General features: G+C 47.6%; 11 protein-coding genes and 1 rRNA gene. 9 read left to right on the top strand and 3 right to left on the bottom strand.

Features of this window, described 5'->3' with window-relative positions:
- Nucleotides 1–6: 6 nt before the first annotated feature.
- From RIF36_RS03230 to RIF36_RS03195, 8 genes are all read left to right on the top strand, one after another.
- Nucleotides 7–840 (top strand): amidohydrolase family protein, encoded by an 834-nt coding sequence (locus RIF36_RS03230; protein ID WP_350124738.1) that lies wholly within the window; start codon nucleotides 7–9, stop codon nucleotides 838–840.
- Between the two features lie 10 nt (nucleotides 841–850).
- Nucleotides 851–1,630, top strand: a complete 780-nt coding sequence (locus RIF36_RS03225; RefSeq protein WP_350124735.1) for an SDR family oxidoreductase — start codon at nucleotides 851–853, stop codon at nucleotides 1,628–1,630.
- Nucleotides 1,631–1,730: 100 nt separating this feature from the next.
- A complete protein-coding gene (locus tag RIF36_RS03220; RefSeq protein WP_350124732.1) occupies nucleotides 1,731–2,741 on the top strand; it encodes a zinc-binding alcohol dehydrogenase family protein in 1,011 nt (336 codons plus the stop codon).
- Between the two features lie 67 nt (nucleotides 2,742–2,808).
- Nucleotides 2,809–4,290 carry a tagaturonate reductase gene (locus tag RIF36_RS03215; protein WP_350124729.1) on the top strand — a complete coding sequence of 494 codons (1,482 nt, stop codon included), beginning with the start codon at nucleotides 2,809–2,811 and terminating at the stop codon, nucleotides 4,288–4,290.
- Nucleotides 4,291–4,299: 9 nt separating this feature from the next.
- Nucleotides 4,300–5,952 (top strand): UxaA family hydrolase, encoded by a 1,653-nt coding sequence (locus RIF36_RS03210; RefSeq protein ID WP_350124726.1) that lies wholly within the window; start codon nucleotides 4,300–4,302, stop codon nucleotides 5,950–5,952.
- An 84-nt stretch (nucleotides 5,953–6,036) separates the two neighbouring features.
- A complete protein-coding gene (locus RIF36_RS03205; protein WP_350074244.1) occupies nucleotides 6,037–7,077 on the top strand; it encodes a PfkB family carbohydrate kinase in 1,041 nt (346 codons plus the stop codon).
- Nucleotides 7,078–7,143: 66 nt separating this feature from the next.
- A complete protein-coding gene (locus RIF36_RS03200) occupies nucleotides 7,144–7,800 on the top strand; it encodes a beta/alpha barrel domain-containing protein (RefSeq protein WP_151999555.1) in 657 nt (218 codons plus the stop codon).
- 27 nt (nucleotides 7,801–7,827) lie between these two features.
- Entirely contained in the window at nucleotides 7,828–9,585 is a 1,758-nt protein-coding gene (locus tag RIF36_RS03195) for a glycoside hydrolase family 9 protein (RefSeq protein ID WP_350124723.1), read from the top strand.
- Nucleotides 9,586–9,638: 53 nt separating this feature from the next.
- On the opposite strand, the gene RIF36_RS03190 is transcribed toward RIF36_RS03195, so the two are convergent.
- Nucleotides 9,639–11,261 carry a sulfatase family protein gene (locus tag RIF36_RS03190; RefSeq protein WP_350124720.1) on the bottom strand — a complete coding sequence of 541 codons (1,623 nt, stop codon included), beginning with the start codon at nucleotides 11,259–11,261 and terminating at the stop codon, nucleotides 9,639–9,641.
- A gap of 86 nt (nucleotides 11,262–11,347) precedes the next feature.
- Nucleotides 11,348–13,795: an ABC transporter permease gene (locus RIF36_RS03185; protein ID WP_350124717.1), complete on the bottom strand. Its 2,448-nt coding sequence runs from the start codon at nucleotides 13,793–13,795 to the stop codon at nucleotides 11,348–11,350.
- 250 nt (nucleotides 13,796–14,045) lie between these two features.
- Here RIF36_RS03185 and ygiD point away from each other — a divergent pair, with 250 nt between their 5' ends.
- Nucleotides 14,046–14,870 (top strand): 4,5-DOPA-extradiol-dioxygenase, encoded by an 825-nt coding sequence (ygiD, locus tag RIF36_RS03180; protein WP_350074237.1) that lies wholly within the window; start codon nucleotides 14,046–14,048, stop codon nucleotides 14,868–14,870.
- A gap of 427 nt (nucleotides 14,871–15,297) precedes the next feature.
- Here ygiD and rrf read toward each other — a convergent pair.
- A 5S ribosomal RNA gene (rrf, locus tag RIF36_RS03175) occupies nucleotides 15,298–15,409 on the bottom strand.
- Nucleotides 15,410–15,564 lie beyond the last annotated feature (155 nt).

Here is a 15,564-nt window from a genome sequence, read left to right as displayed (position 1 = left end):
GCAACGATGCCAAAAATTGACGCTCATCAGCACTTTTGGAAGTACGATCCGGCCCGGCATGGCTGGATCGGCGACTCCATGAAGGTGATACAGCGGGATTTTATGCCCGATAACCTGGAGCCAGTGCTTCATGCGCATGGCATTGAAGGTTGTGTGCTCGTACAAGTCGATCAAAACCAGCAGGAAAATGAATTTCAGCTGGCGAATGCACAAGCCAACGACTTTATAAAGGGCGTAGTCGGCTGGGTGGATTTACAAGCTGAAGACATCGAGCAGCAGCTGGCAACGCTTAGCAAGCTTAAAAAATTGAAAGGGTTTCGCCACATTCTCCAGGGAGAAGCCGACGACGCCTTTATGCTGCGACCAGCGTTTCGGAACGGTATCGATAAGCTCAGCAAGTTTGGCTTTACGTACGACATCCTCATTTTCCCAAAGCACCTGAAAAACGCCCGTGAGTTAGTCAAAGAGTTTCCTGATCAGTCCTTTGTGTTGGATCATCTTGCCAAGCCGTACATCAAGGCGGGCAAGATTGAGGAATGGAAAAAGGACATTGGTGCACTGGCTCAGTTCGACAACGTTATGTGCAAGGTATCTGGCATGGTCACCGAAGCTGATTGGAAAAACTGGCAGAAGGCTGACTTTCGCCCTTATCTTGATGCCGCAGTTGAGGGCTTTGGCATGGATCGCCTCATGTTCGGCTCCGACTGGCCCGTTTGCCTTTGTGCAGCCGACTACACACAGGTGGTTGACCTCGTCGACGAATATTTTTCCAGCTTCTCAAGGAGTGAAAAAGCAGCTTTTTGGGGCGGAAATGCTGCGAGGTTTTATCATTTGGATTGAGCAAAACATTATGAATTTAAATCTAAAAGACAAAGTAATCATCGTCACCGGCGGAGGAAGAGGTATAGGTGAAGCCATTTCCAAAATCCTGGCGGAAGAAGGTGCTATTCCCGTCATCATAAGTCTTGATGAGCAAGACAACCTGAAGGTGGTGGCAGACATAGAGAAGTCAGGAGGGAAAGCCTACCAGCGTTCGACGCAACTTATCAGCCCGGAAGAATGCGAAAAAGCAGTGCGGTTTGCTTTTGAAAAAGCTGGGCGGATAGACGGCGTAGTGAATAATGCTGGCGTTAACGATAGCGTGAACCTGGAGCACGGCAGCTACGAAAAGTTCATGGAGAGCATGCACAAAAACGTGGTGCACTACTACATGATTGCACATTATGCACTGCCCTATCTCAAGGCCGACAAAGGTGCCATCGTGAATATTGTTTCAAAAACCGCCGAAACCGGCCAGGGCGGAACCTCTGCCTACGCAGCGGCCAATGGTGGGCGCAATGCCCTCACCAGAGAATGGGCCGTGGAGTTGCTGAAATACGGCATAAGGGTAAACGGCGTGGTGGTATCCGAGTGCTGGACACCCATGTACGAATGGTTTGTGGCCCAGCAGCCCAACCCAAAAGAGTACCTGAAAAAGGTGACAGACCGGATTCCGCTGGAAAACCGAATGACAACACCGGAAGAAATCGCCAACACAGTTGCGTTTTTGCTTTCTGACAGATCGAGCCACACCACCGGACAACTCATTCATGTAGATGGCGGCTACGTTCACCTGGACAGAGCACTTTAATTCGTAAGAATCTGCGATCAGGTAAGGGACAAGGCCACCTATCTCGTCATCTATTTAACAACCCTATGCACTCTTCTAAACTGAAATAGACGACCAATCAATGAAATCCCTCATTTGCACCACACCCGGCCAGTTCGAATATAAAGACATTCCGGAGCCTTTGTTTTCCAAAGGCAACACCATACTAAAAATCAAAAGGATAGGCATCTGTGGTACTGATCTTCATGCCTACGAAGGCACACAGCCCTACTTCAATTACCCAAGAATCCTGGGGCACGAACTAGCAGCTGAGATAGCCGAAACAGACGCTCCAGGATTCTCAAAAGGCGAGCAAGTTACCTTTATCCCCTATTTTAACTGCGGCACTTGCATTGCTTGCACATCCGGCAGGCCCAACTGTTGCGAAACCTTAAAAGTAAGTGGTGTGCACATCGATGGAGGGATGACTGAGTACCTTTCGGTTCCATCTTATTCTTTGGTGCATGGCAACGATCATACCTTAGAAGAGCTGGCCCTGGTGGAGCCGCTGGCGATAGGAGCCCATGCAATACGGCGGGCACAAATAAGAAAGGGCGAATTTGCGCTAGTCATCGGTGCGGGGCCTATTGGGTTGGGGATTATGGAGTTTGCCAGAATAGCCGGTGCCAAAGTCATAGCGATGGACATCAACGACCAGCGACTAGCCTTTTGCAAGGAAAAAAACATCGTAGCGCTTACAGTTAATCCTTCTGAAGGAAATCCTGCTGAAACCATTAAGGACATCACAGCCGGTAGCATGCCAACTGCGGTTTTCGACGCCACTGGCAGCCTGTTCGCCATCAATAAAGCTTTTAGCTACATGGCCCACAGTGCCCGGTACATACTCGTTGGTCTGCAAAAAGGAGACATCACATTCAGCCACCCCGAGTTTCACAAACGGGAAGGCACCCTGATGAGCAGCCGCAATGCCACCCGGGAAGACTTCGAACATGTACTGGCCTGCATGAAAAGTAAACTCATCGACCCGGGTACCTATATCACACACCGGGTCACCTTTGATAAAGTAAAGAAAACTTTTGACTCCTGGCTCGACCCAAAAACAGGCGTCATCAAAGCAATGGTGGAGATGTAAAACCCGTTTTTCAGCTTTCTCTAAAATTATGTAACTAGGGGCCGTTTTGACCTCCAAACCGAAGTTCATGAAACTTACCAAACACACCCTGCAAGAAATTGATTTCCTGAAAGGCACCGCCGTGCCTCCCTCCAACATCTTTAACCTCCCGGAAAAAGTGGTCCAGTTTGGCACAGGCATCCTGCTTCGTGGACTTATCGACTACTTCATCGACAGAGCCAACAGACAGAGGACTTTCAATGGTAGAGTTGTTGTAATCAAGTCTACCGACAAGGGAGGCGCTGACGAATTTCAGGAGCAGGACGGACTATACACCCATGTAGTCAGAGGCATTCAGGAAGGAAAAACTGTCGACCAAACAATTGTCAACAGCAGCATCAGCCGGGTGCTTTCCGCCAGAAGTGAGTGGGAAGAAATCATGAAATGTGCGATCAATCCCGATATTGAAGTGATCGTTTCGAACACCACCGAGGTGGGGATTGCTTTACTTGACGGAGATAAAATCACAGCCAAGCCTCCAACATCATTTCCCGGTAAGCTACTGGCCATATTACAGGCTCGCTACGCTGCCGGCCTGCCAGGGTTTGTCATCGTGCCTACGGAACTAATTGTCGACAATGGACAAAAGCTGGAAGACATCGTGCTGACATTGGCAAAACAAAACCAGCTGGATACAGCCTTCATCAAATGGATCTCCGAAGCCAATCAGTTTTGCAGCTCCCTAGTGGATAGAATTGTCCCTGGAAAGCTTCCCGATACTGACCGCAATTTCGACTACACTGATGACCTGGCCATTCTTTCTGAGCCCTACAGCCTATGGGCGATCGAAGCGTCTAATTCAAAAGTAAATGAGGTGCTTTCTTTTGCCAAAGCCAACAAAGGCGTTGTCATTGCTCCAGACATTACAAAGTACAGAGAACTGAAGCTAAGGCTACTTAATGGAACACATACCCTTTCGAGTGGCATTGGCGTGCTGGCTGGCATTGAAACGGTGAAAGAAGGCATGAAAGACGAGGCGCTATCTGGCTTCATCGAAACCCTCATGATGCAGGAATTGGCCCCGGCCATCAGTGGACCCTCGCTTTTGGTAGACGAAGCCAGAAGCTATGGCCAGACTGTTCTTGACCGCTTTCGCAACCCATTCATTCACCATAAGTGGCTGAGCATTACACTGCAATATTCATCCAAAATCAAGATGCGGGACTTGCCGATTCTGTTAAAGCACTACGAGCAAAAGAGCGACGTACCCTCACTTTTCGCCCTTGGTTTTGCAGCGTTCATTTGTTTTATGAAATCAGAAGCAAAAGGGGAGGAGTACTATGGAACCGCCAATGGAAAAGACTACCTGATCCAGGATGACAACGCTGGCTACCTGAGCGACCTTTGGAAAAAGTACGGTGCTGAGAAAATAGCCAATGCTGTACTCAGGGACGAAAGCCTTTGGGGCGCCGATCTCACCAGGCTACCAGGCTTCGAAAAAGACGTCAGCGAAAAACTCTCCCTTATTTCTTCCGGCGGAATGAGGGCTGCACTGCAAACTGTTTTGTAAATTTCAGCCATGAACGCTAAAGTCCTTAAAGTACACCCAGCCGACAACGTTATCGTTGCCCTCACCGACCTTGCCCAGGGCGACACAGTGAGCCTGGACGGAGCCAGCTACACCCTCAAAGAGCCCATTGCTGCCAAACACAAGTTCACCATGAGCGACATGGCTCAGGGTGATAAAATAATAATGTACGGCCTTGTTGTTGGCACTGCAAAAAATCCCATTGCAAAGGGCCTGAGAATCTCCGTTGAGAACACCACGCATGCGGTGGGCGACCTCCATGCTAGAGAGAAAAAGACCAACTGGGTCGCACCTGATGTAAGCAAATGGAAGAGCAAAACGTTCATGGGATATCACCGGTCAGACGGATCTGTCGGTACCGCCAACTACTGGGTAGTGGTGCCAATGGTTTTTTGTGAAAACAAAAACGTTGACTCTTTGAAAGAGGCGCTTCTCGAAGAACTCGGCTTCTCCAGTCCAAAAAAATACAAGCAGTTCACGAAAAGACTGATTTCCATGTACCAGTCGGGGCAGGGTGTTTCCGACATACAGGAAGTGGCTTTTGACGAAACTACCATTGGCGTCAGCAACAACCCACTTTTCCCCAATGTAGATGGCATCCGCTTCCTCACCCACTCCATGGGCTGTGGCGGCACCCGTCAGGATGCGCAGGCACTTTGTGGTTTGTTGGCTGGCTACGTCACCAACCCCAATGTCGCTGGTGCAACCGTGCTCAGCTTAGGCTGTCAAAATGCTCAAGCCAGCATTTTAAAAGAAGAAATTGACAAGCGCTCCCCTCAGTTCAACAAACCTTTTCAGGTGTTTGAACAGCAGAAAATGGGCCGTGAGGCAGACCTTATCGGTGAGGCAGTGAAACAGATTTTTACAGGACTGATCATCGCCAACCAGGCACATCGGGAGCCGGCGCCGTTAAGCAAACTTTGCGTGGGGCTGGAATGTGGCGGTTCTGATGGATTCTCCGGTATTTCTGCCAACCCTGCTATCGGCTATACTTCCGATCTCATATCGGCCCTGGGTGGCTCCGTCATCCTTTCGGAGTTTCCTGAGCTTTGCGGAGTAGAACAAGAACTTTGCGACCGCTGTGTCGACGAAGCCACAGCCAATCGGTTTGTTGACCTCATGACTCGCTACAACCAACGAGCACACGAGGCAGGTTCCGGCTTCGACATGAACCCCTCCCCAGGCAATATCAAGGATGGTCTGATCACTGATGCTATCAAATCGGCAGGAGCAGCAAAAAAAGGTGGTACTTCGCCGGTAATCGATGTGCTCGACTACCCCGAAAAGGTGCGCAAGCAAGGCCTTACCCTCCTTTGCACACCTGGCAACGATGTGGAATCAACCACCGGCATGGTAGGCTCAGGCGCAACGATCTGCCTCTTCACAACAGGCTTGGGCACGCCTACAGGCAATCCTATAGCCCCGGTCATCAAGTTGTCGAGTAATACCAAGCTATATGAAAAAATGCCTGACATCATTGATATCAATACTGGCCCTATTATAGAAGGCAGCGAAACCATCGAACAGACTGGAGAGCGGATCCTGGAATACCTGATCAGTGTGGCAAGCGGTGAAAAAAAATGTGCCGCCGACCGAAATGGCCAGGAAGATTTTATTCCCTGGAAGAGGGGTGTTTCCCTTTAATTTCGTCTAATAACCAGATGGCCATATCGGGCATTAGAATAAAGAAAATGTTTTAACTTTCATCCGAATTAATTCACTCCTACAATGAAAAAAGTAGTAACATTTGGCGAGATCATGTTGAGGTTGTCACCTCCGGGTTTTCTTAGATTTTCACAAGCCAACTCCTTCGACGTGGTTTATGGAGGCGGCGAATCAAACGTGGCCGTTTCACTGGCCAACTATGGCGTACCTGTTGACTTTGTCACCAGGCTCCCCAAAAACGATCTTGGCGAATGTGCGTTGATGGAGATGCGCAAGCGGGGTGTGAATACGCAAAACATCATTTTCGGAGGTGATCGTCTGGGAATCTACTTCCTCGAAACTGGCGCTGTAACTCGTGGCAGCAAAGTAGTCTACGACAGAGCCCACTCTTCTATGGCCGACATCAAGCCGGGCATGATCGACTGGAAAAAAGTATTTGAAGGAGCTGGATGGTTCCATTGGACGGGCATTACTCCCGCCATTTCGCAGGGCTCAGCCGACGCTTGCCTTGAAGCGGTAAAAGTGGCCAGCGATATGGGCATCACTATTTCTACTGACCTCAACTACAGAGCTAAACTTTGGAAATACGGTGTGCCTTCCGAGCCCATCATGACTGAGCTTACTTCCTATTGCGATATTATCCTCGGCAATGAAGAGGACGCCGAAATGCACTTTGGCATTAAGCCAGAAGGACTGAATGTAACCACACAGGGGCATGAAGTAACAGCGCAGGCCTTCCTTTCGGTGTGTAAGCAAATGATGGTGAAGTTCCCAAAAGCCAAAAAAGTAATTACTACACTGAGAGGTTCCATCTCTGCGTCACATAACTCCTGGGCTGGTGTATTGTACGACGGCAAAAAGATGTTCGAATCGAAGCAATATCAGATCACACACATTGTTGACCGTGTTGGTGGCGGCGATTCCTTCATGGGCGGCCTGATTTATGGGTTGCTGCAGTATCCTGACAACGACCAGCATGCGCTTGATTTCGCAGTTGCCGCTTCGTGTCTGAAGCATACCATCGTTGGTGATGCCAACCTGGCAACCAAAAGCGAGGTGGAAAAACTCATGGGAGGCGACGCTTCCGGAAGAGTAGCCCGTTAGTGAATGTGCCGTTTCGGCGGCACAATTTTATTTCTTTGTTTTACGAGTCAATAACAAAAAAGAGACATGTCCAATAGACCAGACGCCATAGCCGCTATTAAGGCCCAAAGAATGCTTCCATTGTTTTATCACTCCGACAAAGAAGTGAGCATAAGAGCCATTGAAGCCCTTTATAAAGCCGGAATTCGTACGATAGAATTCACCAATAGGGGAGCGGAGGCTTTCGGTGTTTTCGAATACCTGAAAAAGCAATCGTCTAAGGATTTTCCCGGGCTACTCCTGGGCATAGGAACCATTAAAGATGTGGGGGCCGCTCGCAGCTTTATCGGAATCGGTGCCGACTATATCATCTGCCCGGCCATGAACCCCGATGTGGCAGAAGTGACACACAAGGCTGGTTTGCAATGGATTCCTGGCTGTATGACGCCAACCGAAATTGCTGGTGCCGAGCTTAATGGCGCTAAGTTGGTAAAACTGTTTCCGGGCAACCTCCTGGGGCCTGAATTTGTATCTGCGGTCAAAGCAGTTTTCTCTGATCTTTTGTTCATGCCAACAGGCGGTGTAGAAGCCGAAGAAAGCAACCTGAAAGGCTGGTTCAAGTCAGGCGTTTGTGCCGTGGGTATGGGTAGTAAGCTGGTTAGCAAAGACCTGCTGGATGCAAAAGACTACGCCGGACTGGAAAAGAAAACGAAGGAAGCCATTGAGCTGATTAAGAAGATCTAAAGTTTCGTCCCTGAAAACAGGAACTACATGAAATACGTCGGAAGTGTCCTCAGCCTTATTTTGTTATTGGCCATTTCTTTCGCCTGTCAGCAACAAAATACGTCAGAGCCCTCCAAGGGCTCTGGTGTTTTCCTTAACCAAATTGGGTTTTACGTTGGCGCTCCTAAAATCGCCATCATCAGAGGTACAACGGCGGAGAAATTCACTGTGGTTGACCTGAACTCAAACAAGGCAGTATTTGAAGGACAGCTAGGTGAGCCGAACCAATCCTCATTTGGCAATTACACCACTCGTGCCGCCGATTTCACCATACTCGACAGGCCGGGTAGCTATGTCATTCAGGCGGCTGGCCTGGCCGACTCCTATCCTTTTGAAATAGAGCCGAACGTGCTGAATGAAGTCAGCAAGGCTTCAATAAAAGGCTTTTACTACCAGCGCATGTCTGTTGACCTGCCGGAAATTTATGCTGGCAAATGGGCCAGAGCACGTGGCCACCCCGACACTACAGTTTTTGTACACCCCTCAGCAGCAACATCTGAAAGGCCTGCCGACTTCAAACTGTCGGCCCCAAAAGGCTGGTACGATGCCGGCGACTATAATAAGTACATTGTCAATAGCGGCATTACAATGGGTACTTTACTGTCCGCTTATGAAGACTTCCCCGCCTATTATAGCAAGCTTGATCTGAATATTCCTGAAAGCAACAATGATATTCCGGACCTTCTTGACGAAACGCTATGGAATCTTCGCTGGATGCTGCGGATGCAAGACACCGACGGTGGAGTTTACCATAAACTGACCACGGCCAAATTTGAGGGCATGGTGATGCCTGAAAATGCTACCAACAAAAGATGGGTTGTGCAAAAAAGCACCGCCGCCACGCTGGATTTCGCTGCCGTAACCGCTCAAGCAAGCAGGATTTTTGCAAACTTCGAATCTCAGCTGCCCGGCCTTGCCGACAGCTGTCTGACCGCCTCCAAAAAGGCGTGGAAGTGGGCGCAGCAAAACCCAGAAGTGCTTTACAATCAAAATGAAATGAACAAGACCTACGATCCCGATATAACTACCGGAGCTTACGGCGACAAATCAGTAGGTGACGAGTTCATTTGGGCGGCTTGTGAGCTTTATATTTCGACAGGTGACGAGGCCTACTATTCCGCCATCAACCTATTTCCTGATGAGAATCTGTCTTTACCTTCTTGGGGAAATGTGAGATTAATGGGCTACTATTCGCTCGCCCGCTTTATCAATAAACTTCCGCACACCAGCTTTTCGGAAATAGCTCCTTTAAGGGCTCAGTTGATAAATTTTGCAGACGGGTTACTAAATGGGTCAGCCGCCTGGCAAACGGTAATGGGGGGTTCGGAAAGAGATTTTGTCTGGGGTAGCAGTGCCGTAGCTGCGAACCAGGGTGTGGCTTTGCTTCAAACCTACCGATTGACGAACGATAAAAAGTACCTGGAAGGAGCCCTGAGTAACATGGACTATCTGCTTGGCAGAAACGCAACCGGGTATTCCTTTGTAACGGGCCATGGCGACAAGACGCCAATGTACCCTCACCACCGGCCTTCAGTTGCCGATGGGATAGACGAGCCTGTTCCCGGCCTGCTTTCCGGCGGCCCCAACCCCGGACAACAAGATGGCTGTGAAGGCTACCCTTCAAATATTCCCGACGAGTCGTTTGTAGATGCTGATTGTTCTTATGCATCCAACGAAATCGCCATTAACTGGAACGCAGCTTTGGTCTACCTCCTTGGGGCTATGGAAGTACTTTACAATAACTAATCGACCTTATTGCTGCCAATCGGTTATAGTGTGTGTCTCACACACTATAAAAATTAAAACTGGTCGCCACCCACAAATTCTTCGCCCCTCGTTAAATCAATAATTTCTGGCTGCTCCTTAAGCTCAATCTGCTTCTCAATTAGCTTTGCCTTTAACTCAAGTACGACATCAGCGTGCTTTGGATCATCAATGAGGTTATTCAGTTCCTGAGAATCTTGCTGTAAATCATACAACTCCCAGGTGTCTACATCATGGTAAAAATGAATAAGCTTGTACCTGTAGTTTCTGATGCCATAGTGTCTTTTTACTTTGTGCCAGCCATGAGGATACTCATAATAATGATAGTATACCGACTCCCGCCATTCGGGTCTTTCACCCCTGACCTCAAACAAAGGTCGCATTGACAGGCCCTGCATTTCTTTTGGTATCTCTACACCAGCGTAGTCAAGAAAAGTCGGTGCAAAATCAATATTCATCACCAACTCCTCAATAGACATTCCTGACCTGATCCCTTTTGGGTATTTGATAAGCATAGGCGTTCTGAACGATTCCTCGTACATAAACCGCTTGTCGTACATTCCATGCTCGCCCAAATAAAACCCCTGATCCGACGTGTACACAACAATGGTGTTCTCCGCCAGTCCTTCCGCCTCAAGGTAGTCCAGCACTCTCCCAACATTTTCGTCCACAGACACGATGCACTTCAGGTAGTCTTTGATATACCGCTGGTACTTCCAGTTCCATAGCTCTTTTCCGGAAAGATTAGCCGACTTGAAAGCCAACCCAACGGAGTCGTAGTAAGCGTCCCAGGGCACCCTTTGATCCGGAGTCATCCTATCCAACATAGCTTTGTAGGAGGCTTCCGGATTGGCATTGCCTACAGCGCCACCTGTACCGGTTTCTTCTTCATAATAGTCTGGCGTCAATTTAAGGTCGTTGGACAGCCACATATTGGTGATTTTCTGATCTTGCTCAGCCAGGGCTTGCCTGCCTTTGTAGTCATCATACAGCGTCGCAGGAATAGGCAGATCTTCCTCAAAAAGCCTCAAATGTTTGATGTTTGGCTGCCAGTTTCTATGTGGGGCCTTGTGCTGAAGCAACATGACAAAAGGCTTTGACTTATCTCTGCTTTGCAGAACCGAGAGCCCCTCATCAGTAATCACGTCAGTGGTATAGCCATTCACGACAGTGGTATCACTTTCTGAAACCAGTCTCGGGTTATAGTACTCTCCCTGGTCGATAAGTATCTTCCAAAAATCAAACCCCTGTGGCTTCGATTTCAAATGCCATTTCCCTATCAGATAGGTTTGATAACCCGCTGATTTAAGCAGCTTCGGAAATATCATCTGACTGCCATCAAACTCATCCCGGTTGTCTCTCAAGCCATTCAGGTGGCTGTACTTTCCTGTCAGAATGGCCGCACGACTCGGAGCGCAGATGGAGTTTGTAACAAAGGCATTTCGCATCAGCGCACCTTCCTGAGCAATCCGATCAATATTTGGCGTCCTGATAAGTTCCTTGCTATAGGCACTAATAGCCTTCATAGCGTGGTCATCGGACATGATAAAAAGAATATTGGGCTTCGGCACTTCCTCCTTACTTTCCTGCGTGCCGCTTTCATTTTGAGAGCAACCAAAGGCTAATACAGACAAGAGAGGCAGTAGAAATCGTTTCATAATTTTTGAGCTTCCTTTAATGGAAGCTCAAAATACGAATGATCTTAAAAAGATGCTGTATCAGCAGAAAAAGGCAACTGCTTTTCTCATTCATTCCTCAGCGATCTTACAGGGTTGGCCGTGGCTACCTTCATCGTTTGGAAACTAACTGTAAGTACAGAAATCACCAATACGGCTAAACCAGCTAATATAAATACATCTATGCCGATTTCCGTTTGATAAGGAAAGTCGTTGATCCAGTTCTGCATGAGAAAATAAACAATCGGAGCAGATACAACAATGGCAATTCCAATGATGATGAGATAGTCTTTTAGTAGCAAAAAGAAGATACCCGCCACTTTCGAGCCGAGCACTTTTCTTATCGCAATTTCTTTGGTGCGTTGCTGCGCAGTGAAAGTAGCCAGGCCAAGCAGGCCAAGGCAGCCTATCAGCACGGCTAACACGGCAAAAGTGGTGAAAAGCTTGCCAAACTTTCGCTCATTTTCATACTGTGCATTGAAGTAGTCATCAAGAAAAAAATAGTCAAAGGGATTGCCTGGAAATGACCTTGTCCATGCCTCTTGCACCTCCTTAATTGCACCCTGCAAGTCATTCGTTACCAGCCGCACGGAATAAAGCTCCCCGCCATATAATGTGCAGTAGAAAATACTTGGCTCCAGAGCATTCTTGAATGACTTCTGATGATAGTCATTCACCACACCCACTATCTTGGGTGCCCACTGAAACCCTGGTATGTCAACAAACTTGCCCACTGCATCGGCCGGAGAGCTGAAGCCAAGCAGTGACACCGCCGACTCAGTAATAATAACCGAAGTGTCTTGGTCTGCCGTGAATTCCCTTGCGAAGTACCTGCCTGCTATCAGAGAGGGTTCAAAGACATCCTGATAATCGTAATCCATACTATTAAAACGCAGTGGCACAATGTTGTCGTCCGACGTTCCATATTTTTTCACACCCACTATGTAATCCCTCTGCTTCCCCGGAACCGTCGCCGTCGTGCTAACAGCATTCAAAGCGGGGCTTTGCTTTATCTCGTTCCTAAACACGTCGACGGAAGAATTGAAGGCTTGTCTGTCCCTGGGTGAGATACCCGGCCTTTCAACAACAAGTACCTGATCGATATTGACTCCGATATCCTGACTCGTCATGTAGTTGAGCTGATTAAACACAATCAAGGTGCCAGTAATGAGTGAAACAGAAGCAACAAATTGGAGCAAAACAAGCCCTTTCCTAAGCATGGCACCACGCTGACTGGTCGCCATCTTTCCTCTTAAAACTTCAACCGGAGCAAACGACGACAAAACAAAAGCAGGGTAGAAGCCCGAAAGAATAGTACCGACTAGCCAGATAGCTGTCACCATCAAAACAAACCAGTCAGACACAAAATAAGAGGCAGTAAGTGACAAGCCTGACACACTGTTGTAAATACCAAGGCAAGCCAGCGAAATGGTTAACGCCAGAACGATTGCAATCAGATTTACCATGGCCGACTCAACCATAAATTGAGCAATAAGTTGATTTTTATACGCCCCCATTACCTTTCTGATGCCTACTTCCCTGGCTCTTTCCATCGTCCGGGCCGTTGCCAGATTGACGTAATTAATCCATGCAATTATGATGACGAAAACGCCAATTAAGGCGAGAAATAAAACAATATCCGCATCGCCGTTCGTCTCCGGCTCATCCGCTAAATTGCTATGAAGGTGAATATCTTGCAGTGCCTGGAGACTTAGTTTATCTTCCACTGCTATGGTCTGATCCTTCGGCTTGTACTTATCAACAACAGCAGGAAATTTTGTCTCAAGTGCTTCCAGGTCGGTTCCGGGCCTTAGCTTTACAAAAGTGTACATATCCTTTCTAGCCCAACTGGTATTATATCGCCCGGGAGCATATTCTCCTCTTGCATATAATGTTTTATAGGAAAAAAGCACATCAAACTTTAGATGAGTATTTGGAGGAAGGTCTCTGAAAACGCCAGTCACCTCACAAAGCTCATTGTTGAAATCATCATCCTGCATCCGGATCAACTTCCCGATAGGATTATCGTTCCCAAAATACTTTTTCGCCTGTGTTTCAGAAATCACGGCCTTAAGGGGCTCAGCCAATGCCGTGGCAGCGTCGCCTGACACCATCTCATATCCCATCAACGACAGAAATGAGGAGTCAGCATAAAGAAACCTACGTTGCTTGAAAGCCACCGGCTCGCCTGCCTCTGGCGTATAGGTGATAATGACATTGTTCTTATAGCCCAAATTGTAGAGACGGGCATAATTTGTCACTTCAGAAAATTCATGAAGAAATGCAGGCCCCGCACCAGGATAGTTCTCGGCACTAGAAATTATCTGTTCACCGTTCCTGAACACATCAAGCTTGACCCTGTAAACATTATCGGCCTCTGGAATAAAATTTTCGTAGCTCCGTTCAAAGTGTACGTACTGAGCTATTAACATGAAAACCGCCACACCAATTGAAAGGCCAGTGATGTTGAGTACCGAAAAGAAACGGTTTTTCAGCAGGCTTCTAAACGAAGCCATAATGAGATTTTTAACCATGATTGATTAGTCCTGATAAACAAAAAATAAAAAGCTGTTGATAAATCAACAGAAGAGTTTTTGCCCAATGCATTGTTAATTTAGTAAAGACTTCATTTCGGGCCAATGGTTACAAGAAATATTAATCCTCTACAGGTCAGTGATTTATGTTCATTCCTACGGGAACCAATCAATGTAATTTCATGTATATACATCAAAAACCGTTTAAAGACCACCAACCAATTCCGTCGCCATGAAAAGCTTGAATGACCTAAGGAAGTTTAGCGGAGCACTGAAGGCTTCAGACAAGATGCCATTAGTTTTCGTCGGGCATGGCAGCCCAATGAATGCCATTGAAGAAAATGCGTACACAAAAGGGTGGCACTCGCTTGCTTATGAGCTACCGAAGCCAGCCGCTATCCTTTGCATTTCAGCACACTGGGAAACAAAGGGCACTTTTGTAACGGCGATGCAACACCCAAAAACCATTCATGACTTTGGGGGATTTCCCAGGGAACTATTTGCCGTTCAATACGCAGCACCCGGCAGCCCCGAACTCGCAGAGGAAACAAAAAAACTCATTGAAAAAACGGACATCCTGTTTGACCACGACCATTGGGGACTAGATCATGGTTGCTGGAGTGTGGTCAAAAATATGTACCCGGATGCTGATATCCCCATTATCCAGATGAGCATAGACCACTTCAAGTCGCCGCAGTGGCACTACGACTTGGCCAAAGAACTGGCTACCCTGAGAAAAAAGGGCGTGCTTATTTTGGGCAGTGGTAACATGGTACACAACCTCCGCCTCGTCAACTGGAATGACATGTTTGCCAAATATGACTGGACGGAGTCAATCAATGCCCAGTTCAAGAGCCTCATATCGGATAGAAATCATGCCCCGTTAATCAACTATCAATCTCTGGGGAAAGAAGCCCAACTGGCTATTCCCACACCAGAGCACTATTTGCCAATGCTCTACATATTGGGTTTGCAGGAACAAAAAGATGAGATTTCATTTTTCAATGATGATTCGTGGGGCCCCATCAGCATGACCTCATTTAAGATCTCCGGCTAATACCTTACATAATCAAATAGAGAAAAAAAAGAAGCACCAGGAATATAGCCGTCCATTTAACCACAGGGGAGTACTGGTCAAACTTGTGCCCGCAGATAGGACATACCTTACTGCTCCTCTCAACTTCCATGGCACACGACGGACATTCTTTCTTTTTCATCCTAACACTTTTCATTGAAGGTATTAAAATCACCTTAAACGCAAAAAGCCTCTAACATTAACCCTAGAGGCCTGTAGTAACTTCTAGGATTGTTGATAAAACCAGGTGCGGCCAACTAGGCACGATCGGGACGCCTAGTCCTGCTCTCCCACCTTGCACACAGGCGGACGGCCAGATTTTCAGCATGATTCTAAATCCTTTTAAACGCAAAAAAGCCTCTAAGATTACTCTTAGAGGCTTTGACAACCTTTTGGGTTGTTTGATAAAATCAGGCAACGACCTACTCTCCCACCTTGCACAGCAGTACCATCGGCGCAGACAGGCTTAACTTCTCTGTTCGGAATGGGAAGAGGTGGACCCCGTCGCTATAGTCACCTAAAGCTCGTTGAATATTTACTCATCTTTTGATGAGTACTTAAACGTCGTTGAACTTCTTTCAACAACAAATATCTTATGACATACCAAGAGAAAATACATTCAAGCTGTTCCAGGCCCCGTCCCGACAAGTCGGGGCGGGGCACTCTCTTCAATAAA

The organism is Imperialibacter sp., assembly GCF_040222815.1.
GTDB lineage: Bacteria > Bacteroidota > Bacteroidia > Cytophagales > Cyclobacteriaceae > Imperialibacter.
The sequence above is the reverse complement of the archived record's forward strand: the minus strand, read 5'-3'. Positions and strand labels throughout refer to the sequence as shown.

Bases quoted from the DNA above. Each gene is read 5' to 3' on its own strand.
- RIF36_RS03230 (WP_350124738.1), top strand. From the start codon at position 7: ATGCCAAAAATTGACGCTCATCAGCACTTTTGGAAGTACGATCCGGCC.
- RIF36_RS03225 (WP_350124735.1), top strand. From the start codon at position 851: ATGAATTTAAATCTAAAAGACAAAGTAATCATCGTCACCGGCGGAGGA.
- RIF36_RS03220 (WP_350124732.1), top strand. From the start codon at position 1,731: ATGAAATCCCTCATTTGCACCACACCCGGCCAGTTCGAATATAAAGAC.
- RIF36_RS03215 (WP_350124729.1), top strand. From the start codon at position 2,809: ATGAAACTTACCAAACACACCCTGCAAGAAATTGATTTCCTGAAAGGC.
- RIF36_RS03210 (WP_350124726.1), top strand. From the start codon at position 4,300: ATGAACGCTAAAGTCCTTAAAGTACACCCAGCCGACAACGTTATCGTT.
- RIF36_RS03205 (WP_350074244.1), top strand. From the start codon at position 6,037: ATGAAAAAAGTAGTAACATTTGGCGAGATCATGTTGAGGTTGTCACCT.
- RIF36_RS03200 (WP_151999555.1), top strand. From the start codon at position 7,144: ATGTCCAATAGACCAGACGCCATAGCCGCTATTAAGGCCCAAAGAATG.
- RIF36_RS03195 (WP_350124723.1), top strand. From the start codon at position 7,828: ATGAAATACGTCGGAAGTGTCCTCAGCCTTATTTTGTTATTGGCCATT.
- RIF36_RS03190 (WP_350124720.1), bottom strand. From the start codon at position 11,261: ATGAAACGATTTCTACTGCCTCTCTTGTCTGTATTAGCCTTTGGTTGC.
- RIF36_RS03185 (WP_350124717.1), bottom strand. From the start codon at position 13,795: ATGGCTTCGTTTAGAAGCCTGCTGAAAAACCGTTTCTTTTCGGTACTC.
- ygiD (WP_350074237.1), top strand. From the start codon at position 14,046: ATGAAAAGCTTGAATGACCTAAGGAAGTTTAGCGGAGCACTGAAGGCT.